Annotated in this window: 21 protein-coding genes and 1 tRNA gene; 7 read left to right on the plus strand and 15 right to left on the minus strand. The window is 43.4% G+C overall.

Annotated elements, in window-relative coordinates:
• Nucleotide 1: 1 nt before the first annotated feature.
• The 5 genes from LZG72_RS23870 to LZG72_RS23890 form a co-directional block, all read right to left on the minus strand.
• Nucleotides 2-928: a hypothetical protein gene (locus tag LZG72_RS23870; protein ID WP_233877651.1), complete on the minus strand. Its 927-nt coding sequence runs from the start codon at nt 926-928 to the stop codon at nt 2-4.
• Between the two features lie 99 nt (nt 929-1,027).
• Entirely contained in the window at nt 1,028-2,119 is a 1,092-nt protein-coding gene (locus LZG72_RS23875) for an SPOR domain-containing protein (RefSeq protein ID WP_233877652.1), read from the minus strand.
• Nucleotides 2,120-2,149: 30 nt separating this feature from the next.
• Complete coding sequence (locus tag LZG72_RS23880; RefSeq protein ID WP_233877653.1) at nt 2,150-3,820, minus strand: TonB-dependent receptor; 1,671 nt, start codon at nt 3,818-3,820, stop codon at nt 2,150-2,152.
• A gap of 37 nt (nt 3,821-3,857) precedes the next feature.
• Nucleotides 3,858-6,863: a tetratricopeptide repeat protein gene (locus LZG72_RS23885; protein ID WP_233877654.1), complete on the minus strand. Its 3,006-nt coding sequence runs from the start codon at nt 6,861-6,863 to the stop codon at nt 3,858-3,860.
• A gap of 101 nt (nt 6,864-6,964) precedes the next feature.
• On the minus strand, nt 6,965-7,216 hold the full coding sequence (locus LZG72_RS23890) for a hypothetical protein (protein ID WP_233877655.1): 252 nt from the start codon (nt 7,214-7,216) through the stop codon (nt 6,965-6,967).
• Nucleotides 7,217-7,237: 21 nt separating this feature from the next.
• On the opposite strand from LZG72_RS23890, the gene LZG72_RS23895 reads away from it, so the two are divergent.
• Complete coding sequence (locus tag LZG72_RS23895; protein ID WP_233877656.1) at nt 7,238-8,269, plus strand: lipopolysaccharide assembly protein LapB; 1,032 nt, start codon at nt 7,238-7,240, stop codon at nt 8,267-8,269.
• On the opposite strand, the gene menD is transcribed toward LZG72_RS23895, so the two are convergent.
• The 6 genes from menD to LZG72_RS23925 all read right to left on the minus strand — a co-directional run bounded on the left by menD (nt 8,263) and on the right by LZG72_RS23925 (nt 15,512).
• The gene (gene menD / locus LZG72_RS23900; RefSeq protein ID WP_233877657.1) at nt 8,263-9,987 is read right to left on the minus strand and encodes a 2-succinyl-5-enolpyruvyl-6-hydroxy-3-cyclohexene-1-carboxylic-acid synthase; all 1,725 of its coding nucleotides are present in this window, start codon (nt 9,985-9,987) and stop codon (nt 8,263-8,265) included. The two genes, LZG72_RS23895 and menD, sit on opposite strands and share 7 nt — an antisense overlap.
• 85 nt (nt 9,988-10,072) lie before the next feature.
• A complete protein-coding gene (locus LZG72_RS23905; RefSeq protein ID WP_131957614.1) occupies nt 10,073-10,936 on the minus strand; it encodes an RNA polymerase sigma factor RpoD/SigA in 864 nt (287 codons plus the stop codon).
• A 63-nt stretch (nt 10,937-10,999) separates the two neighbouring features.
• On the minus strand, nt 11,000-13,135 hold the full coding sequence (gene pnp, locus LZG72_RS23910; protein ID WP_233877658.1) for a polyribonucleotide nucleotidyltransferase: 2,136 nt from the start codon (nt 13,133-13,135) through the stop codon (nt 11,000-11,002).
• 112 nt (nt 13,136-13,247) lie between these two features.
• On the minus strand, nt 13,248-13,523 hold the full coding sequence (rpsO, locus tag LZG72_RS23915) for a 30S ribosomal protein S15 (protein ID WP_233877659.1): 276 nt from the start codon (nt 13,521-13,523) through the stop codon (nt 13,248-13,250).
• A gap of 103 nt (nt 13,524-13,626) precedes the next feature.
• The gene (locus LZG72_RS23920) at nt 13,627-15,120 is read right to left on the minus strand and encodes an LptF/LptG family permease (RefSeq protein WP_233877660.1); all 1,494 of its coding nucleotides are present in this window, start codon (nt 15,118-15,120) and stop codon (nt 13,627-13,629) included.
• The gene (locus LZG72_RS23925; protein ID WP_233877661.1) at nt 15,120-15,512 is read right to left on the minus strand and encodes an START-like domain-containing protein; all 393 of its coding nucleotides are present in this window, start codon (nt 15,510-15,512) and stop codon (nt 15,120-15,122) included. The genes LZG72_RS23920 and LZG72_RS23925 overlap by 1 nt, the downstream gene beginning before the upstream one ends.
• A 196-nt stretch (nt 15,513-15,708) precedes the next feature.
• On the opposite strand from LZG72_RS23925, the gene LZG72_RS23930 reads away from it, so the two are divergent.
• From LZG72_RS23930 to LZG72_RS29200, 4 genes are all read left to right on the plus strand, one after another.
• Nucleotides 15,709-15,782 (plus strand) — tRNA-Met (locus LZG72_RS23930).
• 124 nt (nt 15,783-15,906) lie between these two features.
• Nucleotides 15,907-17,685, plus strand: a complete 1,779-nt coding sequence (locus LZG72_RS23935) for an ABC transporter ATP-binding protein (RefSeq protein WP_233877662.1) — start codon at nt 15,907-15,909, stop codon at nt 17,683-17,685.
• 78 nt (nt 17,686-17,763) lie between these two features.
• Entirely contained in the window at nt 17,764-18,465 is a 702-nt protein-coding gene (locus tag LZG72_RS23940; RefSeq protein WP_233877663.1) for a 2OG-Fe(II) oxygenase, read from the plus strand.
• A gap of 3 nt (nt 18,466-18,468) precedes the next feature.
• Nucleotides 18,469-18,732, plus strand: a complete 264-nt coding sequence (locus LZG72_RS29200; protein WP_255701101.1) for an Ada metal-binding domain-containing protein — start codon at nt 18,469-18,471, stop codon at nt 18,730-18,732.
• On the opposite strand, the gene LZG72_RS23950 is transcribed toward LZG72_RS29200, so the two are convergent.
• From LZG72_RS23950 to LZG72_RS23960, 3 genes are all read right to left on the minus strand, one after another.
• A complete protein-coding gene (locus tag LZG72_RS23950) occupies nt 18,733-19,635 on the minus strand; it encodes a DNA-3-methyladenine glycosylase (RefSeq protein ID WP_233877664.1) in 903 nt (300 codons plus the stop codon). It abuts the gene before it with no gap.
• Nucleotides 19,636-19,694: 59 nt separating this feature from the next.
• A complete protein-coding gene (gene holA / locus LZG72_RS23955; protein WP_233877665.1) occupies nt 19,695-20,714 on the minus strand; it encodes a DNA polymerase III subunit delta in 1,020 nt (339 codons plus the stop codon).
• 78 nt (nt 20,715-20,792) lie between these two features.
• A complete protein-coding gene (locus LZG72_RS23960; RefSeq protein ID WP_233877666.1) occupies nt 20,793-21,395 on the minus strand; it encodes an ACP phosphodiesterase in 603 nt (200 codons plus the stop codon).
• A gap of 97 nt (nt 21,396-21,492) precedes the next feature.
• Between LZG72_RS23960 and LZG72_RS23965 the strand changes: the two genes are divergently transcribed.
• The gene (locus LZG72_RS23965) at nt 21,493-22,008 is read left to right on the plus strand and encodes a peptidylprolyl isomerase (RefSeq protein ID WP_233877667.1); all 516 of its coding nucleotides are present in this window, start codon (nt 21,493-21,495) and stop codon (nt 22,006-22,008) included.
• A gap of 57 nt (nt 22,009-22,065) precedes the next feature.
• Here LZG72_RS23965 and LZG72_RS23970 read toward each other — a convergent pair whose 3' ends face one another.
• Nucleotides 22,066-22,548 carry a dCMP deaminase family protein gene (locus tag LZG72_RS23970; RefSeq protein WP_233877668.1) on the minus strand — a complete coding sequence of 161 codons (483 nt, stop codon included), beginning with the start codon at nt 22,546-22,548 and terminating at the stop codon, nt 22,066-22,068.
• A gap of 69 nt (nt 22,549-22,617) precedes the next feature.
• On the opposite strand from LZG72_RS23970, the gene LZG72_RS23975 reads away from it, so the two are divergent.
• A complete protein-coding gene (locus tag LZG72_RS23975) occupies nt 22,618-23,703 on the plus strand; it encodes a hypothetical protein (RefSeq protein ID WP_233877669.1) in 1,086 nt (361 codons plus the stop codon).
• Nucleotide 23,704 lies beyond the last annotated feature (1 nt).

The raw sequence follows: 23,704 nt of genomic DNA on the forward strand, positions 1-23,704 counted from the left end.
CTTATCGAGAGCGTATTTTGAATGTGATTGTTCCAACTGATTCGTCTGGTACATTAGACGATTTTGGGATGAAAGTCAGATCTCTCACTGCGCTTTTGTATTTATTAACGACTGCGTAATCCGTGACCGTAGTACTTTGCGTAACGATGTTTTTCACCCGCCCATTACGGTCAACAGTAATTTTGAATGTAATATCACCCGTAGCATCGGAATTATCATCCACAACCGGCCTTCTCGACCAGCTCCATCCTGACAAATTTAACCCAACCGCAGTTCCGCCTCCACCGCCTTCACCTTTGTAAGTTTTTGCAAAAAGGCTACCCGTCTTAGACCCTTTATCGCCAACTCCTTCGGCATCATCCCCATTATTGTTTCCGCCGACCCCACTCTTTGTGCCGGTGGTTCCATTACTTCCGGATTTGCTTCCAGACGATTTTGTAAACAATGCATCTTTATTAACTGCTTTTTCGGGTGCAGGCTTTGAAACCGGAGCCGACGCGCTTTCACTTCCAGTTGACTTTTTGACATCTGTTTTTTCAGGAGCTTCAACCGGGCTTTCAACTTTGGAAGCTATTACTGGCTTTTCCGCAACAGTCTTAACCGGCTTCGGAGACTCAATTTTAGGCGGTGTGGGAGGCGTTGGCTTGGGTGTAGCAACTGACTTCACCTTTTTCACTTCATCCGCGTCAGCTTTCATGTTTTCGGCCACCTTGCTATCATTTGGCTTATTAAAGGTCTGTACATCGCCTTTACCAACCTTACTCGTTCCATAGTTCACCTCCACAAAAAGCTCCATTGGCTCCACCTTTGGCAAGGAAGAGTTCAAACGGATAAAGAAAAACAAGCCAAGCATGGCTGCAGTAAGTCCGAAGGACCAGGCCCAGGAAATTGCGATTCGTTGTCGATCTTCTGCCTGTAATGTAATCATTGCTCTATTCGGTAATTTCTCTCGAAAACGTAAATTTAGACAAATTCGTATATAACAAAAAAGGAAGCCAGCGGCCTCCTTTAAAGAAATTTCTTAATGTTATTTTTTCTCTAATACCCATCCGGCTTCACCTATCACCTCTTTTAGCCTGGCGGATGCGCGATATGCTTCTCTCTCACTCTCGTACGCGCTGATTGCTACTTTTACTTTTCTGCTGTATTTGTTCGCCGGGATAATGAATGCGTCGTTGAACCCCTTTTTATTAAGGTCCGCTAACAAAACATTCGCCTGTTTTTGTCCCTTAAAAGCACCTGCGATCACATAAAAGTTACCATCTGTCGCTGGTACTGCCTTTGTTTCCGGCACAGATGTTACTGCCGCAGAACCTTTTTCGGGGAGCACTTCTGCCGCATTTGAAGTTGTAACGGAATTAACAACGACTGAATCAACCTCCGTTATGGTCGGCTCAACATTTGACGTTGGTGCAACTTCCTTCTGAGCTATGACAGGCTCTTTCAAAACAACTTTATCTGCAACCTCTGCGGGCTTTGACTTGAAGAGCTCAGTAAAAGGATTTAATGTACTGCGAATTTCACTTTCAGAAGAATTAACGACAAAGAAGCTCAAACCGCAGAGCAGACCTATAAACACGGCTGCTGCTGCCCATCCTACCCATTTAACTGGTTTCCGTTTGTAATTATCCGGTAGTTCAAGCACCTCTACATCCTCGTTAGCGTAGCTCTCAGAGGCAATGGCAGTACTGACCTTGTTATTAAATGTACGAACTTTTACCTTTTCAAATCCATACCAATCATCTTTGAAACACTTATCATTGTTAGGTTCAAAAACGAGTTTACCCTCCACGTTTTTATTAAACTCACCGATCCCCGAAATGCCAGCTCTTCCTTCTGCTTCCAGTTCATTCCTGAGTGATTCCGTATACTTCTTCACATATTCGACAGCCTCCAGATGCGACAAATTCTCATGCCGTGAAATGTAATTGGCCAGCAATCCATCGTCCAGCTTAAGGTATTCGTTAAATGCCAATTTCTTGACCGGAGGTGAAAAGAATCCTGAATTACTGTCGTAGGAAGCATGAATCTGGTGAGAAAGTAAGGCACCAAATCCTGGAATTATAACAAATTCATATTCCCCTACTAGTTTTCGGATTACCGTTTCGACTGCTATCATGAAGCGCTGTTTGGAGTTAACTTTACGAAGTTAAAAAGAAAATGATAATCCTCCAATAAAGTTTAGCCCCTGCTGTGGGTAGTACTGGTAGCGCTGATATTGCTTACCAAGCACATTATTAAGTGCTACAAAAGCAGAGAAGTTCCTGGTTAACAGGTAGTCAATCTTCACATTTAAATCTGCGATTACCGGTAATTTAGTCACAACTCCTGTCTGAAAATTTTTGGCTTTTATCCCTCTAAGCATGTAAAAATCTGCTGTCACAAACAGTTTTTTACTAATGCTAAGTGCATTAAACCAGTTTAATGTAAGATCCGGACGATGCCATGCATCCTCAACGTTGTCAACTGCATAATCAAAGAAATTAACTTTAAGCGAAGTCTTAAACAAATCGTTATAGTTGTAACCGGCCTGGGCTGATATTGTCAGCACCTTGGTTTTTCCATTATCATAAATGATCGAAAACCGGGAGGTATCAACCAGAGAGTTATTGAAGTTGTAAAAGTTGCGATAAGCTGTGTAAGCTACTTTACCTTCGTAGTTTAAGCCGCTTGATGTCTCTCCTTTAACACCAGCGCTGTATTCAGCACTTTTTTCTGTGTTCACGATCAACACATTCGGACCCAGCCACTGATTCTCGCTCAGCATACTTTTTAAAGTGTTACGGACAATATCACCATTCCAACCCGCAAAGATGTGCAAACCGGTAAATGGTGACACATCCAGATTGACTGCGGGAAATGCTTTTGTTTTATTGATATCCAACTGGTTATCGGTTTCGTTAACAGCGTTAACCCCGGCAGAAACTGAGAATACATCAGTTACATATTTAAACGTCGGCTTGACCCGAAAAAGGTTTCTGTTGTATGTAAACTGATCGACCCGCTGCGAAACGAATGCGTCCGCCTCCAGCAATGCAAAGAAAGTTTCTGAAATGGGCACAGATGCAGTCAGCTTAGTGCCCCAATCCAGTTCCGATGCACTGTAACGGTCTCTAAGCGTGCTCAAACTTGTCTTTACAGAATAATCCACCAGTACAGAAGCATCCGTGTTCTCAAAACTTAAATTTGCTCCAAATTGATTGATTGTCTGCCGGATCGTATCTCGGTCAACCTCCACGCCCTCGGGCTGCGGCTTATAACCGTAGAAATAATAGTTCTTCCGATCGTAATCGATGCCAGCTTCAACTTTATACTTGCTGCGGATATATTTCCCGCCAACTTTAAAATTTGTACCCGCATTAGCCGAATTCTTTCCGTCTACCGGACCGTTGGCTGCTGAAAGATGTTTGAGCTGAGTAGTAAAAGCGAGATCCTCAGAAGGACGTCCGCCTACAAAGGCTTCACCCAGAAACCTTCCGTAATTTCCCCCTCCCAGCTTCACATAATTATTCAGGACATCGGGTTCATCCTTTCTGCTGTTTTCGTCTGACGACGCGCCGACAGCAGGGGTAAGTTTTGGGGACGATATGTTAATCTGCGGGTCAATAATCTCGTATGCAACCTTCTTTTTACCGGTTTCGCCTTGAATGGGCTGAACTTTGTCAAAAACGCGGTTGGCGGGAGCAAATTCAATACTTTTTTCCTTTACTATCTCATAAGTTTGGCTCTCAATTTCACCTTTCTGCGCGACCACAAAATGCGATGAGAAGCCTAGCATAAGTAAGAAAAAGGAAGAACGTAATAGATTGGAATTCGTCATGAGTACTAATATTTTCTGTTTACCTTAACTGGGGTGGTTATTTCAAGTTACCGATCTGGGCGAGTTTTTCTTTTGCAAGCTCAACCGCTTCCTTGTCGTCAGAGTTTTCAATGATAGAATTGAGGGTTGCCTTAGCCTGGCCCATTTCATTCATTCCGACATACACTTCTGCCAAAAGAATGAATGAGCGTGCCCGCCAATAGTCATATCCTTCAAAGCTTTTGCCCATTTCAATGATTGCAGCTTCTGCTTCTTTGTATTTCTTTTCTTTGTACAGGATCGTCGCAACCCAGTAACTTGCCTCAGCTCCAAATTCGTCTTTCGACGACGCCATTACTTTTTTAAATTCTTCCGCTGCTTTTTTCAAATCACCTTTTTCATACGGCACTTTGCCCATGTAAAGTTGTGCTTTACCCAGTCCCCCGGGAACCACGTTTCCGACATTAACAACTTCCCTCGCGTAATAAAGGGTCGAATCGTAACTCTTCAATGTATAATAGTTATCCATTAAACCAATCCACGCCAGCGTCTGATCCTTCTTGCTTTCTGCATTGCGCAACAATATCCGGAAGTTGGTCACCGCATTGTTGTAATTGCCACGGCCGATTTCCAGTTCAGCAGATCTCTGCGCAGAAGCTGCCACGAAAGTGGACCTGTTTTGCTGAACTACTTTACTGTAAAACTGAAGTGCTTCATTAACTCGGTTTAACTTGTCATAAGACGAAGCAATGAAATACGTAGCATCATACTGATGTTTGCTCGCTGGGTAACTGCGTAGAAAATCTTGCAGTGAGTTGATCGCATTTTCATACTTCTCTGCATAATACAGGTTTCTTACATTGTCAAATTCCACTTCTTCCAGCTTCTCATTGCCTGGATTGTTCTTGCGAACAACACCAAGTACCTGGGTAAATTCCTCCGGACGGCCGACAGCGGTATAACTCTCTTGAATACCTTCCAATGCACTGCTGGCAGATGGCGAATCCGGATATTCCGTCAGGATTTTACGAAAATCGACAATGGCTTGTTCGTATACCTGCAAATTGTAGTAAGATTGCGCGCGACGTAGCAGTGCTGCGGGAATGATCTGGCTTTTAGGTTTCTCGTTGATCATTCTGGTAAACCCTTTTACCGCCGCAGAATAACTCTGATTCTGGAATTCAATATCAGCTAACTGAAAATACGCGTCGTCGAGATATCGGGAAGAAGGGTATTGACTGATGAGTTGTTCAAACTGACGTTTTGCTTCGGGTTCACGGTTCATGTACACATATGCCCGGGCTTTTTGAAACAATGCATAATCCTTATCGACTTTTCCTTTCGCCGCTACTTGCTCGTAAGTTCGGATTGCTTCATTGTAATTTTTTGCCGCCAGGTAGCAATCGGCCAGACGCGAGTAGGCATCCTCGATCATTTGAGCATCCATCCCTTCGATATTATTGGTAAATTCCTTGAAGTAGGTCAGAGCCTGTCCATATTTCTTTTGGTTGTAATAAATGTATCCCAAAGCATACAAACTTTTTCTTCCATAAATGCCGGATTTTGGATTTTTAGAAATCTGATTGTACAAAGTCGCCGCTTCATCAACCTTTTTCAATCCGTAAGTCGACTCTGCTTTATAATAAGAAGCAGAAGCTGCAATCTGTTCGTCCAACGGAAACTTCAGCGATTTATCGAACATCCCGATGGCGGCTGGATAACGTTCTGCATTAAAATCAATCACACCCTGGTTGTAGGTCAGCCTCTGATAGGTGCCATTAATTTTAGCATTGCGGTTTTTCAGCCCTTCTATATAAGTGATTGCGCCGGTACTATTGCTCGAACTGGCATAACCTTCTGCTACTAACTCCGTCGCCTCCTCCGTATGTTTGCTTTGGGGAAACTTGGTCATGAAGTTATTAAACTCCTTTATAGCATCTGAGTTATTACCGGACTCCAGCTGCACTTTCGCGTGATTATAAGAAGCTTCCTCCTTTACTACAGCATTATGGTCAAGGGATGCTGCATTCCCGAATGATGTTAAAGCATTACTTAAATTAGAACTCTTTAAGTAGCTGACACCCAGCAAATAAGATGCATACTGCGAAACAGAATCCTTGCCACTTCCAACTGGTTTTAAAGCAGTTATTGTACCCTCATAATTCCCCGTTCTGAATTGCGAATGACCGTAATGCAAAGCAACCGCCGGTGGAATAGTGCCGGGTCTCATGCGTTTGTAACGCTCGTATGCTTTAACTGCATTAGCATAGTCTCCTTTTTCATAGTAAACCTCGGCGACGTAAAGCGCTACATCATCCAGTTTAGTATTACCCCGCTGCTGTGTCAAAACCTTTTCGCCATATGTGACGAGCTCATCGTATTTCTTTTGCTGGTATAAGGTGGAAATGATCCAGTTCGGAACTTCGTTCTTGTAATACGCATGGTCCTCAATTCTCCTGAAATCAGCGAGCGCAACGTCGAAATTGTTTTTCTGATAGTTGATCACACCGGCATAAAACGAGGCATCGCCTGCATTTGCGAAAGACGCTTCATTTTTGACTTGATTAAACAATGGAAGCGCCAGATCAGGTTGCTTTGTATTGTAGTACGACATCGCGAGTTGATACGCACTTTCCGTCGTCTGTGCTACCTGAACAGCCTTTTCAAGGTAAGTGATAGCCTTTTCAAAATTTCCGGCCTCGTAATAGTAGCGACCGAGATCGGCGTAAATCTGTTGTGCTTTGGGGTGTTCCGCGTGATTTTTAACAAATCGGTCCACCTGTACCTCAGCCTCAGGGTAGTTTAGATACAAACCTGTTACTGCAACGTAGTATTCCGCGGTAACCTTATTGTAGTCGCTGGTGCTTAATAACTTGTCTTGGGTATTCAAAAATTCGCCAAATTCTTGTCTGGCAGCCACATAATTGGACTTTTCATAATATTCCAGTCCATTCCGGAAATGTGCCTCCGGTTCAGTAATGCTTAGCGTGTTTTGAGCGATTACGGAAGACGCGCCGACATATAAAAGCATTCCAAATGTGGAGGCGCCATGTTTAAAGACCATAGAAACTGAGTTGGTGGATTTTTATATTAAATTATTGTGATATCTAACGAACTGCAAACCAAAACCGTATACGTTCGCATCGCTAACATGGCCGATTCTGGCTAAAAAAGCACATTATTCCTTTTAAGTGATTGGTAAAAGCCCTGGTGCATCTCATCAAAGCGACTGGCAACAACAGTTAAGAAAGCTTCATCCATACAAGCTTCAAGCTCGGCGATGTGCTGAATTTCATAATCATCGATTTTGTATGTCTGTTCATACATACCTGCTTCCACTTTGATGATATATTTGCTGTTCCATTGGTATAACCCAATCTTAAAGCGGACATGAGGAATATCCTTAATGTATCTCATTTTAATTAATCAATTCAAATAATGCCCTTTTTACCTTCCAAACCTATATTACTAATTTTATTAGCAGTACTAATCTCTTGTTCCGGTCAGGATGAAAAAGATGCTGCGGATTTTTTTCTTAAAGGCAACAAGGCATTGAACCAAAAGAACTATGCCGAAGCGCTTCGTTTATATGATGAAGCGATTTCCAAAAATGCAGATTTTTCTGACGCCTATCTCAATAAGGGAATAACTTTATTGAAATTAGGCAGACCCAGTGATGCCTACGAGATTTTGACAGAAGCTGTCCGCATTGATCCTAGCCTCGTCCAGGCAAATCTCGTGAGAGCGGAAGCTGGTCTGGATTTAGGCCGTTTACAGGATGTTCGTCAGGATCTCAGCCTGATTGAGAAAGAATATAAAGATTCTACACGATATTACCTGGTTGAAGGAAACTTGTATGAGGCACAAGGAAATGCTTCTTCCGCGCTATCAGCTTATGACCGAGCAATTGCTCTTGATAAGCTAAATGTCGAAGCATATGTGAATCGCGGTGCCGTGCATTACCGCATTCGAGATTTTCATCAGGCCCGATACGATTTTGAAAATGCGCTAGCCCTTGACCCTGCCCTGCCCCAGGCTCTAAACAATCTTGGTCTCATCGCCATTAAGAACATGGATTGGAAACATGCGAATGAACTATTTGACAAAGTGCTCGACAAAAATCCCGATGATGCATATTCCCTGAACAACAAAGGATATGTATTGCTGCATTCGGGAGAGGCGGACCAAGCTAAAAGACTCATAGAACGATCTCTGGAAAAGCAACCAAAAAACGGTTATGCGCTTCGAAATCTGGGGTTATATTATCAGCGTCAGAAACAGTACAACGAGGCACTAAAATCGTATTTAAAGGCGGTGGAGCTGGCGGATCCAGTCGAAGAACTGTATGGCTTGACAGGCCAGACGTACTTTGAACTTAAAGACAAAGCAAATGCCTGCAAAATCTGGAAGCAAGGCATCATCTTGAAGGACTCACTCGCAATTACCGAAGCCAGAAGAAACTGTCAATAAAACGCGGAACTTTTAGAGAGCTGGCGTAATCCTTTCCAAGCCTTTTCATTTTCAACTGGATCAGTAAAAATCTCGAGCAAACTGATACCGTCCTTATTTAGGAAATCTTGCACGGTTGTTTCAAGGGATTGGAGATTGTTTGCATCAAAATACGAAATACCCGAATCTTTGCAGGTTCGGCGAGCGGAAAACGAATGTCGCGTTTCAAAAAATGTCTCCAGCTCCGGTAATCCTGCCGGCCCGTCGATCATTCTAAAAATATTTCCACCAGCATTATTAAGAACGACAATCTTTAGATTTTCCGGCAGATCGTTTATGAGTAGACCATTGCGATCATACAGAAAAGCTACATCACCCACTATCAGTAAAGTCGGCTTACCATTCACTTTTGCTGCACCAATTGCCGTGCTCACACACCCATCAATTCCACTGGTACCCCTATTCGCAAAGACTTCTGAAACCGTATTAGGGAGGGTCAAAACATTCGCATATCGAATAGACATACTATTAGCAATATGTAACTGATAATCGTTTTTTATATATAAAAACAATTTATCTAACGACGTTAAATCGTTTAATTGAGTTAGATTTCCCAGGTATTTTTGTTTTGCGTCTGCTGCTTCTAGCTCCGCTCGCTGCCATTTATGAGCATAATCAGTTGAATTTTCAGGATCACTATTTTGTACAAATAATTGATAATCAATCTTTTCATAAAGCATTTCGAAAAAATAATCAGGCCTTACAGGAATTTGACGGGTTATTGATTGGGTAGGATCCGACAAAAAAGTGTCCAGTCCTATATGCCAATGTTTTAATGGAGGATTATTCCTCAGGAAAAGTTTCAGGTCTTTCGAAATGAAGGATAATCCGAAGGTAATCAGTAGATCTGGGCTAGCATCGGGATGCCTTTTAGAGGATAGAAACAGATCATGATTTCGTATGAAACCCGTTCCAGGCAGATTAGAAATGCAGTCCGCCACAACCGGTATATCCCATTCTTCATTAATACGGTCAAGTAAATCATTCAGTCTTTTATCGAATCTGGCCTGTCCTCCTGCAATCAATATCTTTCCGGAACCGTCCCATTCATCCAGCAGTTCGTGCCACGTTTCAGTATCCAGAATTGGAGATGCATTTGTCCTGGTAATTTGTCGCACGGATCCAGATGAAAAGAACGACTCTGATTCAGACGGATAAAATGGCTCGCGAATCGGGATGTTTATATGAACCGGGCCGGCTGGTGCCGTACCAGCGAGGTTTACTGCCTCATTTGCTATCCTGTTAATTGCCCAGACGACGTCGGCATGCTGGTAATCCGGCGAAAGCTCAAATGCACGCTTCACATGCTTGCCGTAAATCTCGGACTGATAGATTGTTTGTCCGTCCAGTTGATGCGTCCATTCTTTGGGTCGGTCAGCAGTCAGGACAACCAATGGGACCTGCTGAAAAAATGCCTCCGTGACTGCGGGTGCAAAATTATAGGCAGCACTTCCCGACGTGCAGATCAAAACTACCGGCACGTTAAGCTGTTGTGCGATTCCCAGCGCAATGAAGCCTGCCGACCGCTCGTCCATGCAAACATGCGTTTCAAATCCCTGATGTCGTGCAAAAGCCAATGTTAATGCAGCGCTGCGGGAACCCGGGGAAATAACCACATGCCGCACACCATGCGCGTGACAAATCGTGGCTATATCAATAAGAGGTTGTAAAATGGCCATATCTCAAATAAAAATAGCCTCGTGAAGAGGCTATTTACTAATCTTAATTTCTGTTTCTGCCCGCATCACGAAGCAGGCTATACGATTAACCCAAATAGGTTTTCAAAGCTTTGCTTCTGGAAACATGACGTAACCTTCTGATCGCTTTTTCTTTGATCTGACGAACGCGTTCGCGGGTCAGGTTGAACTTCTCTCCAATCTCTTCGAGAGTCATCGCATGCTCGCCATTTAAGCCAAAATAAAGCGCAATTACATCTGCTTCACGTTGTGTTAATGTGCAAAGTGCGCGCTGAACTTCTTTCCGTAGCGACTCATTCACCAAACCTGAATCAGGCTTGTCTTCCAAATCATTTTCAAGAACATCCAAAAGGCTGTTTTCTTCTCCCTGAACGAAAGGTGCATCCATGGAAACGTGACGTCCCGAGATCTTCATCGTATCCACTACCTCAGAAGACGAAATTTCAAGTACTTCTGCGAGTTCTTCCGGTGATGGCTCACGTTCGAATTTTTGTTCCAGTTCAGAAAAAGTCTTGGAAATTTTATTCAAAGAGCCTACACGGTTCAGTGGTAAACGTACAATACGTGATTGTTCTGCAAGAGCCTGAAGAATGGACTGACGAATCCACCAAACAGCGTATGAAATAAATTTAAAACCTCTCGTCTCATCAAAACGTTGTGCTGCTTTAATCAAACCAAGGTTTCCCTCATTGATTAAGTCTCCCAAGGATAGTCCTTGATTTTGATACTGCTTGGCAACGGAAACTACAAAGCGAAGGTTTGCCTTGGTTAATCTTTCTAATGCAAGCTGATCCCCATCCCTGATTTTTTGAGCTAATGTCACCTCCTCATCCGGCGTCAACAAATCCACCTTTCCGATTTCCTGCAAATATTTATCTAATGACTGACTTTCTCGGTTGGTAATTTGTTTACTGATCTTTAGCTGTCTCATCTATGTCTTTATTAAGTATGTTATAACGACGTTAATACTGTCCCCACGACAGAAAACACTTTATTAGTCTTTTTTGTTCTCTGGTTTTGGAAGTAATACCTTACGGGAAAGGCGGTATTTGCCGGTTTTTTTGTCTATCTCAACCAGTTTAACCTGAACTTCTTCTCCTACCTCCAGAACATTGTCCATTGTTTCCAGACGCTCCCATTTAATTTCAGAGATATGAAGCAATCCATCTTTACCAGGAAGGAACTCAACGAACGCACCAAAAGGCATGATCGACTTAACTTTGCCGGAATAGATTTCACCGATTTCAGGTACCAGAATAATACCTTTAATTCGCGCAACTGCTTTATCCATTGAAGTCTTATCAGCAGAAAATATACTTACAAATCCAGCGCCATCTTTTTCCTCAATAGAAACTGTTGCTCCAGACTCTTTTTGAATGTCCTGAACGACTTTCCCGCCAGGTCCGATTACTGCTCCGATCATTTCACGATCGATCTTGATCACCACTGCACGAGGTGTGTGTGGTTTAAGATCCGCACGGCTCTGGGTAATGGTTTTATTCATTTCACCAAGAATATGAAGTCTGCCGGCTTTCGCTTGCATCAACGCTTCCGTCAACACTTCGAAGGAAAGTCCGTTTACTTTCATATCCATTTGACAAGCTGTAATCCCGGCCTCGGTTCCTGTCACTTTAAAGTCCATATCACCAAGGTGATCCTCGTCTCCGAGAATATCCGAAAGAACGGCATATTTGCCAGTAGCTTCATCCGAGATAAGTCCCATTGCGATACCTGAAACAGGCGCTTTGATTTTCAAACCTGAATCCATCAAAGCAAGTGAGCCTGCACAAACCGTCGCCATCGATGATGAACCGTTTGACTCAAGAATATCGGATACGATACGAATTGTGTAGGGATTATCTTCCGCAACCGGAAGTACTTTTTTTAGAGCACGTAATGCAAGATTACCGTGTCCAACCTCACGACGGCCGGGGCCACGGTTTGGTTTTACTTCTCCGGTTGAAAAGCCTGGAAAGTTATAATGCAGCATAAATTTGCTGTATCCGTATTTTAAAGTGGTATCGACGATTTGCTCATCGTTTTTCGTACCAAGTGTCACGGTAGTCAGAGACTGTGTTTCACCTCTTGTAAAAAGGGCCGAACCGTGTGCATTAGGAAGGAAATCAATTTCCGAAGCAATTGGTCTTACTTCATCAAGACGGCGACCGTCCAGACGAATTCTTTCGTCCAATACCAAACGACGGGACGCCTCCCATACGAAATCATTGAAATAACGTTTAGCAAGCGAAATACTCACTACTTCTTCTTCACCAATGCTTGCCTGGAATTCCTCCCAAACTGCCTTGAAACCGTCTTTACGAACTTGTTTGTTCGTAGATCCGATCTGAGTTACTGTGTAAATCTTGTCGTAGCAAAAAGATCTTACGCGTGCTTCCAATTCAGCATCAGCAGGATCACCAACGTATTCTCTTTTTTCAGTTTTACCAACTGCTGCCTCAAATTCTTTCAGTGCAAGGCATTGTCCTTTGATTACTTCGTGTGCGATTTTCAAAGCTTCGATCACCTCTTCTTCCGACACTTCGCTCATCTCACCCTCAACCATCGCGATATCATTATACGTCGCTCCAACCATCAGGTCCAATGTAGCGCGTTCAAGATCCGCAGAACCAGGGTTCACGATATATGCACCGTCAATTTTCGCTACACGTACTTCCGATACCGGGCCATTGAACGGGATATCTGACGCGGCAAGTGCCGCGGACGCTGCAAGTGCTGCAAGTGCATCCGGCAGAGCCGACGGATCAGCTGAGATCAATAATATATTTACCTGTACTTCCGCATGATAATCATCTGGAAACAATGGGCGTAAAACCCTGTCAACCAGGCGGCTTGTAAGTACTTCGTGGTCTGAAAGCTTGCCTTCGCGACGTTGGAAGCTTCCCGGGATACGTCCCGCAGAAGCAAATTTCTCTTGATAATCAACCGATAATGGCAAGAAGTCAAGACCTTCCTTTATATCTTTATTAGCGACAACCGTAGCTAAAAGCATGGTGTTACCCAGACGAACTACTACCGAACCGTCGGCTTGTTTTGCTAATTTTCCTGTTTCAATTGTGATTTCCCTGCCGTCCGGTAAGGGTATAGTCTTGGTAACTATATTAAAGAGCATAAGGTGTTTGATTTTTTGTAGCTGTGGTCCGCCGTCCTGACGTACCGATGTTTCTGTTAATTTCCGCAAAAAATCAGGGAACTATCATTAAGATGAAGTTCCCTGATTCCAATTACTTACGAATGTTCAATTCGGCGATAATCGCACGATAGCGATTAATGTCATTTTTGTAAAGATAATCCAACAATCTTCTGCGCTTTCCTACCATTTTAAGAAGGCCAAGTCTTGTGTCATTGTCTTTTTTGTGCGTCTTTAAGTGCTCGTTCAAATAATTGATACGGTACGTAAATAATGCAATTTGAGATTCAGCAGATCCAGTGTCTCCGCTCTCCTTCTTAAAACCTTTTGATTGGAAGATCTCGCTCTTCTTTTCCGCGGTTAAATACATGATTGTAACAACAGATTAATTTATTTAAGTAATTTACAGCACCTTGCCATAAATAAGGCTGCAAAATTAGGCTTTTTATCCCTATTTTAAAAATATAATTTTATTATGATTGGATAAGCGGTGATTTACCAAATCTACTTGCCCACTGAACCTTAATTCTTTTGATCAGCATAATATAAACATCCTTCTCGAACAACCGGGAGTCGCTACGGGCACGGTCAATGAAATACATTCCGGCCAAAAACAGGATCGTATTGGCCAGCCAGGCACCTATCGGCACTGCAAGCAACCCTTCCTTCACCCATTTGTCACCCTGATTTGTCAATACATACAACAGAATAAAGAACAAAATGGACACCAGCACCGGCACTCCAAACCCACCTTTTTTTATAATAGCCCCCAGCGGTGCGCCGATCAGGAACATGATCAGACAGGAAATGGCATTGGTATACTTATGGTGTTTTTCTAATTCGTACTTGTTCGCATCCTTCAATTTTGTCTGCAAATAATCCTTCTGAGACTTTGTGTAACTAAGCATGCTGTTTGCAGCACTTTTGGTATTGGTTAAAATCTCCTTTTTCAGGCTGTCAGCAACCGGTTTGGCAAGAAGCGAATCAATCCATTTGCCTTTTTTAATCGTTTTGTCCGTCCCTTCACGATAATTGTAGGAGTAATACTGCTGACTTCCTGACACCAAATTTTTCTTTGTCTCCTGATAACTGTTACGCAAAGAGTCGGCCGTTGACGTAAGATCAGAGATGTTCTTCATGAACTCGTGGTATTTAAACTGCCCCTCGTCCGTCCGTTTCATACCAAAAGAAGATAGACTTTCCGTCAGCCGGTAATGCTTAAACGAATTGCGGCTAAAATTAGAATAGCTCGGTATTGAGCTCCCGGGAGTTGAAATGTACACCGGCCTGGAATTATTAGAATTGGATTCGTCCGTATATCGCGTGCCATTATACAGTTCGATAACCAGATAACGATTCTCATTAATCGAATACATCCGACCGGAGTCAGCCAGGATTATTTCCGTATTACCCAATTCATACGAACGGTTATTGTGCTTGTAAATCACCATTCCCTTCAACTTGCCATTCTCCTCCTTTTCATCCACCTTAATGCTGTAACCAGGAAGATCATTGTAAAAAATGCCTTCTTTGATTTTCAGCGTTGCTTTGGTCGTCTTGATATCATAAAGAAGGCTGTAGCCTTTGAGGTTCGCCCAGGGAGAAACGCGGTCGTTAAAAAAGAAAGAGAAAATGCTGATACCGAGCGTGACTATAAAAAGGGGCAACATTGCCCGCACGATAGAGATTCCTGCACTTTTTATAGCCGTCAATTCGAAAAACTCGCCGAGGTTACCGAAAGCCATGAGAGAAGAAAGCAAGGTAGCCAGCGGAAGTGCAGTAGGTACTGTTATGAGGCTAAAAAAGAAGAATAACTGCGCGTAATCGATCAGACTGAGATCTTTTGACACGAAGTCATCAATATAAAAAATCATGATCCGCATTAGAAAAACGAAAACCACGACCGACATTGTTATTACAAAAGGCCCCCAAAAGGACATTAATATAAGCTTATCAAGCTTTTTCATCAACTACCAACTATTTCTTTAAGATTACCCAAAAACCCGTCCCACAACGATGCTAACTCATCCTGATCCTTATTCGACGAATAATCGATGACACGCAAAAAGGTCGTCTGGGTCAACTCGCTTACTTCCAGTTTTAATTCCACGTGATTGTTATCCAGGTTGTCTTCACTGGTGTTTTCGAAATCAAAACGCACAGCCTTATTAATTCTCAGTCCGGTTTGTCTGGCAATGTGACTATCACCGTCCCATTGAAAATCAAACCGATGATCAGGCAAAACAGTTACTTTTTCCGCAAACCATTGTTCCAGGCCTGAAGGAGTCGAAATATATGGAAACAATACTTTTGGGGAGGAACGCAATTCAAATTCAGTAACAAATTTATACTTTTCCATATTCACTAAAATTAAAAAGGTTGACCTTATCAGCTTATGCCTCTTCACCGACATCAAAGTTGTAATATAGCATAAATCAACAATAAAAGACACCAAACCCCATTTTGGTTTTTTTAGCAAAACGTAAAATTTAAGCGAAAATGATAATTCCGGTTGTAAAATAACTTTCCTTAACATACTTTTGCACCACAATTACGGCGGGGTAGCTCAGATGGTTAGAGCGTAGGATTCATAACCCTAAGGTCGGCAGTTCGATCCTGCTCCCCGCTACAATACATCAGACATCCTCGACGGATGTCTTTTTTGTTGTCTTCACTTTCTGTTCACCGGGAGAATTAAAATCTGAAACTTTCGGTTTAACTACCCAGAACACCACCGAATCACCTCATCACTTATGAAGTTATTAATACAATATCTTAGCCGATATAAAGGGCTGATACTGCTCGCACTTGGACTGGCAGCCATCAATCAAATCTTTTCACTGCTGAATCCCTACATTCTCGGAAACTATCTCATTGACCCTTACGCAAATAAGGCCAAGTCTTTCCGCGATAACGGAATGGATAACGAATTTTTCCAGGGTGTTTTACTGGGGCTGCTCATGATCATCGGCACCGCCATGATCTCACGTATAGCCAAAGCATTTCAGGATTATGTTGTCAATGTGGTCATTCAAAAGTTTGGTGCAAATTTGTATACCGACGGACTTCGGCATGCATTGCGGCTACCCTTTCAGGATTTCGAAGACCAGCGCAGCGGAGAAACGTTATCCGTTTTGCAGAAGGTGCGTGCCGACTGTGAAAAGTTCATTACCAGCTTTGTAAACGTACTTTTTGCCACACTGGTCGGTATTGTTTTCGTCGTGATCGTCGCATTTAAACTTAGCCCGATGCTGCCGCTCATTTACCTGGTCGGCTCGGTTGTACTTGCTATTCTCACCAGTGTTTTAAGTAAAAAAATCAAATCGATCCAGAAAAACATTGTCAAGGAAACTACGGCGCTGGCCGGCTCCACTACGGAATCGCTGAGAAACATCGAGCTCGTAAAAAGCCTCGGACTTACACATCAGGAAATCGAGCGGCTGAATACAACAACCTTTAAAATCCTCAAACTGGAACTCAGGAAGGTGAAAAGCATCCGTTCGATCAGTTTTATCCAGGGGACATTTGTTAATTTCCTTCAGCAGTGCATCATGTTCGCATTACTGTTTTTTGTTTTTCGGGACAAAATAACCGTTGGACAAATGATGATGATGCAATTCTATTCCTTCTTCATCTTCGGTCCATTACAGGAACTTGGAAACGTAATCCTCTCATACCGTGAGGCGGAAGCGTCACTCAATAACCTACAAACACTGCTGGCACGTCCCGTTGAACGTAAGCCCACAAGCCCGGAGGTGATTGGTGAGATCCAGGAATTGCGATTTGACCATGTAAAATTCCAGCATCAAACCGCAAACCGTCCCGCGTTGGAAGACATTTCGTTCCGCGTGCAAAAGGGTGAAACGATCGCATTCGTGGGACCGTCCGGTTCCGGGAAAACCACGCTGGTAAAGTTGCTGGTAGGATTATACAATCCGATCCAGGGAGAAGTTTTTTACAATGGGATTAATGGAAACAACATCGATTTTGATGAAATAAGGAACAAAATCGGGTTTGTGACCCAGGATACGCAGTTGTTTTCAGGTACGATCCGGGAAAATCTGCTTTTCGTAAATCCACATGCTACCGACGAAATGATCAATGATGTGTTGATCAAAGCGGCGTGCTATAATCTGCTTTCCCGAGCTGAAAATGGCATTAATACCGTCATTGGCGAGGGCGGCCTGAAACTTTCAGGTGGTGAACGCCAGCGGCTATCCATCGCCCGTGCATTGCTGAGAGATCCGAACCTGATCATTTTCGACGAAGCAACCTCGGCGCTCGATTCACTCACAGAAGAAGAAATTTCGAACACAATCCGCAACATTACTGATCAGCGTCAGCACATTACCGTGATGATCGCACACCGTCTTTCCACCATTATGCACGCCGACCGCATTTACGTTTTGGAAAAAGGGAAAGTAGTAGAAACCGGCAATCACCACGCATTAATCGAAGAAAAAGGACTTTATTATGCCATGTGGAGACAGCAGATCGGCGAGCGTAAAGACGAATCGGTTTTATCTGCATAAGGTTTCGCAAGAATCGGGTTTTATAACGAATATCGCATAGATACTTTTGGTTTAAATCAATTTCAACCAAAAGTATCTATGCAAGAAACGAATTCACTGGATTGGCAGCAGGTCCGGGAAAGCCTCCACGAGAAAGGTTATTCGCATTTAAAAGGTATTTTGAATGCATCCGAGTGCGATACTTTGATCGGTAACTACGACAATCCTTCCTTATACCGAAAAATGATCGCAATGGAGCGTTATCGTTTCGGTTTGGGCGAATACAAATATTTCACCTACCCCCTACCCGATATCCTGCAAACGCTCCGGGAAGAATACTATTCTCAGCTTGCCCCGGTAGCCAACAAATGGATGGAAGTACTTCGTATTCAACAAAAATATCCGCTTGAATTTGCTGAATTCCAATCACAATGCAGAGAAAAAGGACAAACAAAACCAACGCTGCTGATCCTCAAATACGGCCCGGGCGGATATAATACGTTACATCAGGATTTGTACGGCGAAGTGTTTTTCCCGATTCAGATGGTGATATTCTTGAACCAGCCGAAAGAGGATTATCATGGAGGTGAATTTGTACTTGTTCAGCAAACGCCACGGGCACAATCAAAAGCCATTGTACTTAAACCTCAAAAAGGAGATATTCTGTTGTTTACCACGAATTTCAGGCCGGTAAAAGGCGCGAAAGGCTATTATCGGGCTAATATGAAGCACGGGGTTAGTGAAGTAACGGAAGGAAACCGTTATACGCTCGGGATTATTTTTCACGATGCATTGAGTTAAACCATGCGGTTACATTCAGAAATCGGACCCGAATCATTTGAAACCAGCAGAAAACTGAAAAAGCTGATTTTAAATGGTGAAATCTGTTTAGCCGGTAATAAAAACCTGAAAATCTATGGCTTACTATCATGTAAATCCGGAAGACGGATGAAGCTCAAAAACAGGGTTTTCTTTGAGTCGGAAAGTGAAGCCATTGAAAACGGTTACCGTCCCTGCGGCCATTGTATGCGAGATGAGTACTCAAAGTGGAAAATCAAATTGAGCTAATTACTTCACAGCCAGACTTCTCCACAAATAAAAGACCAGATAACTTTCCCATCCTTTGTACTGGTTAAAAAAAGCATCAATCTTGTCCGTTTCACTTCGGTCACGAATGATATCGTGGGCCGACAATGCATTCAGCAGCCCCACGTCCCCGTGCGGAATTCCTTCCGGTTCTTTCAGCGTTTTCATAAGTGCATAATTGGCAGTCCATGCACCGATGCCTTTGAAGCTGGTTAATGCTTTTTTTCTTGCTGCAAAATCGGGTAATGCCTGCAACTTTTCCTTGCTGAGACTTCCGTCGACAAATGCATTCGCGATGCCGATCACATACTGGGCCTTTTTATCCGAAAACTGCATGCCCCGCAAAACCTCCACGGAAGTCTGCGCTAAAACTTCCGGCGCAGGGAAAATAAAATGACTTTTTCCGTCAAAATCGATTTTTTCACCAAACTGTTCAACCAACCGGCGCTTAATCTTATAAGCAAAAGCCAGATTGATCTGCTGCCCGATAATGCACCAGCAAATCGCCTCAAAAAGGTTCGCAATGCCGATCAGCCTGAAACCTTTGTACTTTTCGGTCATATAGGCCAGTCTTCCATCCGTTTTCAGGAGATCGTAAAAAGGTTGGATGTTTCTTTCCAGATCGAACCATTCAGTAACATAAGCAACCAAAAAAGCTTTATTTTCCGCATTTGCCTCGCCCGACAGTATTTCGATTTCTAAAAAGGAGCCAGCGACGCTCACCTTGATAAGTATTAGACCCACTCCTATTTTCAGCGCCTTAATCAGCGAATTCTCTTCGATTTCGTGCAGACAGTCGTCATAGTTCCTGTTCAGAAACCATAGACATTCTTCGAAATTGAAAAGTGCAGGTGTGGGTATTAAAATGCTCCGGTCCGTATCCATTTGCCAAAATTAACCCGACAGTCTCATTTGCAAACCCGGATCTTGCTTTTTGCTGACTTCTAATGTAAGATTTTAAAAACCAGCTCCCGCAAAAGTTCGCCTTCCGGAATGCTGACGCCATCCAGACCTTTGAGCCGACCGTCGCATTCACGAATATAATGGATCACGTGCATCACCTTTTGCAGGGGGTAGTTTTTGGCAGCCAGCAAATAATCCTTGACAAAATAAGGATTAACCCCCAGCTCCGTGGACAAGCCGCGTTCACTTTTATCCTTACTGGCGTGTGTAATAAGCAGTTTTGAGAAAAACCCAAACAGAATGATCAGGATGGGTGACAAAGGATTATCCTTCGAATTGGAAGAAAAATAAGTGGCTATCTGATTCGCTTTCAGCACATCCCGGTGCATGAGCGCCTTTTGAAACTCAAACACATTGTATTCCTTGCTGATCCCGACAAACCGTTCGACTGCAGATGCATCAATGCCCTCGTCGACCCGCAGATTCACCATAATCTTGCGGATCTCATTCGAAAGCCGTTTCAAATCATTGCCAATGTTGTCGACCAGCATTTGAATTGCTTTCGGACTGATTTTTACGCCTTCACGCTGACAAAACGAAGCAACCCATTCCGGGAGCTTGTTATCATACATTTTTTTGGATTGAACCACCGCGCCTTTCAGATTGATCGCCTTCAAAAACGACTTTCGCTCGTCCGCATTCGCATGATAGCAAAAAACCAAAACCGTACTTTGCAGCGGGTTCAATGCATAATCTTCCAACCGGGCCAGCTGTTCTTTCTGTTCAATGCCGCCCAGCTTGTTCGCATCTTTAACCAAAACAAACTGACGCTCAGACATAAACGGATAACGTCTGGCATTACCCAAAACGCCCGTCAGGTCCGTATCCTTTCCATATAATACAAACTGATTGAACCCTTTTTCAGACTCGGGAACAACCCGTTTTTCCAATTCTTCCGCAATGGAATCAATGTAATAAGGTTCGTCTCCGTGGAGAAAATAGATGGGGCGAAATGATTTGGACCTGATTTCTTTGAGAATGGTGTCGGGAGTCTGCGCCATGGAAGGTTTCTGGCTTGTCGTTTAGTGGTGATGATCTATCGACAAACTTAAAAACAACTTCAAAATAAATATTTATAGCTAAGTTGTTTTTACCAAAATAAACTCTGCACAATGCCTTTCAAGTTCGGGGTAAAAAAGCCGGAACTGATCATAGTAAAACGCTTCATTCTCCCGTAAGTCCCTGCCTGCCTTACTGATAGGTTCCAGAAATGGTGCTCGCCGGGACAGCCGTTGAAATGTCAGGTCGATGCCTTCGAAAGTCGCATAAGTTGTCAGCCAATCCTGGCGGATCATCGCGCGAACCATCGGGATCATGGTTTCAGGAATGAGGTATTGATTTTTTTCAATGAGCGAATAAATGTTATGAGCATAAACCCGTAAGGATTCCGTATGATAATGTGAAAAATAACGAGCCAGGAAGTAATCAAAATAGATGTCCATCACAATGCCGCCAAGCTTTCCCTGCGTTTTGGCCGCGACTTTTTTCGCTTCCTGTACATATGGATGCGTGTCCGTGAACGAGTCGATAAACCGGTGCAGCTTCAATCCAAGCACATATTCTGGATTCCAGTTTGCGGTTTTATCTTCCGTCAGCCTGCCTTTTACGAAATCACCGACGTAGTTACCCATGATAACTCCCTCCCGCTCTCCCGACAGCAAAATATGGGCTAAAAAGTTCATGAGAATAACATTTTGACAAAATTGCCGTACGTTTGTTTCCAATGCTTTTCATGGAACAATTATTTTACAACAACCAGTATTTTAATCAAACTAGCAAATGAAAGTCGAAAAAAATAACGTGGTCGCGTTAATATATAGCCTCAGCATTCCTGATGCCGAGGGCGAAGTTGACGTCGTTGAAGTCGTGAGCGAAGACGATCCGATGTACTTCATACAGGGAATCAGCGGCCTTCCCGAAGGTTTCGAAAGCCAGATCGAGGGTTTGTCAGCCGGTGACACATTCGAATTTACAGTAACGGCCGAGGAAGGTTACGGTGAATACGATGAGGAAGCCGTAGTTGAATTGCCAAAAGCAGTTTTCCAGACCGACGATGTAAACCAGGATGAACTTCTTCAGATCGGAAACATCATTCCGATGACCAACGAAGACGGCGAAAGAATGCACGGTCAGGTTGTGGAGATTAAAGATGATATCGTTTTAATGAACTTTAATCACCCGCTGGCAGGAAAAGAAATGTTCTTCTCAGGACAGATCATCTCCGTCCGCCCGGCCACCGCAGAAGAAATTAGCCACGGACATGTGCACGGAACCGGTGGGGTGCATCATCATTGATTAATTTACAATAAGTGAATTGCGAATGAGTGAATGACTGAATATTTTTTCATTCACTCATTCACTCATTAATTTATACTGCTCCACTTCCACTCCGAACGTCCTCAAAAACTCCACGCCTTCCTCTTTTGCAATTCCTTTGTATGCGGCGTATGAATGGAGAAAGATTACCTTTTTAATTTTCATGGTATAAATGACCCTTGCGCAGGCAATGCACGGCGCTAATGTCACAAAAAGTGTCGCTCCTTCAATATTTGAGCCATTTTTCACTGCAAAAAGAATCGCATTCTGCTCCGCGTGCAATGCAAGCGAGCAGCTTCCTTTCGCATCCCTGGGGCAACCCACTTCCGGAAATTCTTCATCGCAATTGTGCGTACCTGCCGGCGGACCATTATAGCCGATCGAAATAATGCGTGTTTGCTTAGTAAGCACCGCCCCGACCTGCGCTTTAATGCAATGTGAACGCTTGGCCAGATTTTTTGCTAACTCCATGAAAATGTCATCAAATTCCGGCCGCAAATTCGTTGTAGGTAAAGTCATTCGTGATTACAATAGATTTTAAATGCAAACTTAGATAAATGCGTGTTGGATTCAACACAGTTCACGAGTATGTTAAAATGCATTCTGCACCTTTTTCTGATCGTTTTAGTGGCTTATCCTGCCTATTCTCAGCAGGATAAGCTTGTGCTGAACCTCTTCAAAGAACCTGCCGCCCTATTCAAATCCTATAAATTTTTCATCCAGGAAGTGGAAGACAAGCGAAATATTCCCGGCGCAAATCTGGGGAAGGTGATCGCATTTGGAAAAGAAGTTCCCGTAATGTTACCCGGAAAGGCTGAGAAAGAACTTTACGACTACTGGTCATTTGCCGCCCCGAAAAAAGAGCAGAATTACCTGCCGCTCTATGTCACCATCAAAGAATTTTCAATCAACGAAAAGCGCGTGGCGCCCAACAAAGTCACGGGCGACATGAAGTTAACTTTGAAGTTTCGTTGGTATCGGAATATGCAGCCGGTCGAATTGACCACCTTTCAGACTTCTGCGACATTCTCACGTCCCGAGCAGACATTCGATTATGAAAAGCTGGTGAAACAGTTACTCGACCAGTCGATGACGCATTTCCACAAATGGATGACATCCAACGCCGGAAAAAATCCCGCACTGGCAAAAGGTATATTGCTCGTTTTTAAAGAACTAAATGCAGCTTCTGATGATGATACGGTTTTTTATTCCCCAAAAAGACCGCTCGTCTGGGACGATTTTAAAGGCAGGAGCGGCCGCCCGGGAAGTCGCAACGCAGCCGCAGTCTTTACTAGTTTTTCCTATGAAGGCAACTCCTACCCGAAAGACGATAAATTGATTGTTGAGATTGGATTGAAGGTTTTTATGGTAAAAAGCATGTCATGGGGCCGGCCGGAATCCCGGAATGCAAGTACATTGAGACACGAGCAGATCCATTTTGACATTACCCGGCTTGTTGTGGAAAAATTCAAAGATCAGCTGCGAAAAGCCGATCTGACGGTCGAGGATTACGATAGTGAAATTCAATACCAATTTTTGGAGGCTTTCAGACAAATGAACTACGATCAGGAGGCTTACGATGGAGAAACAGGTCACGGATTAGACGCCGGCGCACAGGCTGCGTGGGACAAAAAGGTCGCTGCGCAAATTGCGCAGGTATATCAGGTCCAGTGAC

Origin of the sequence: Dyadobacter sp. CY323, from assembly GCF_021390245.1 — a bacterium.
Taxonomy (GTDB): Bacteria; Bacteroidota; Bacteroidia; order Cytophagales; family Spirosomataceae; genus Dyadobacter.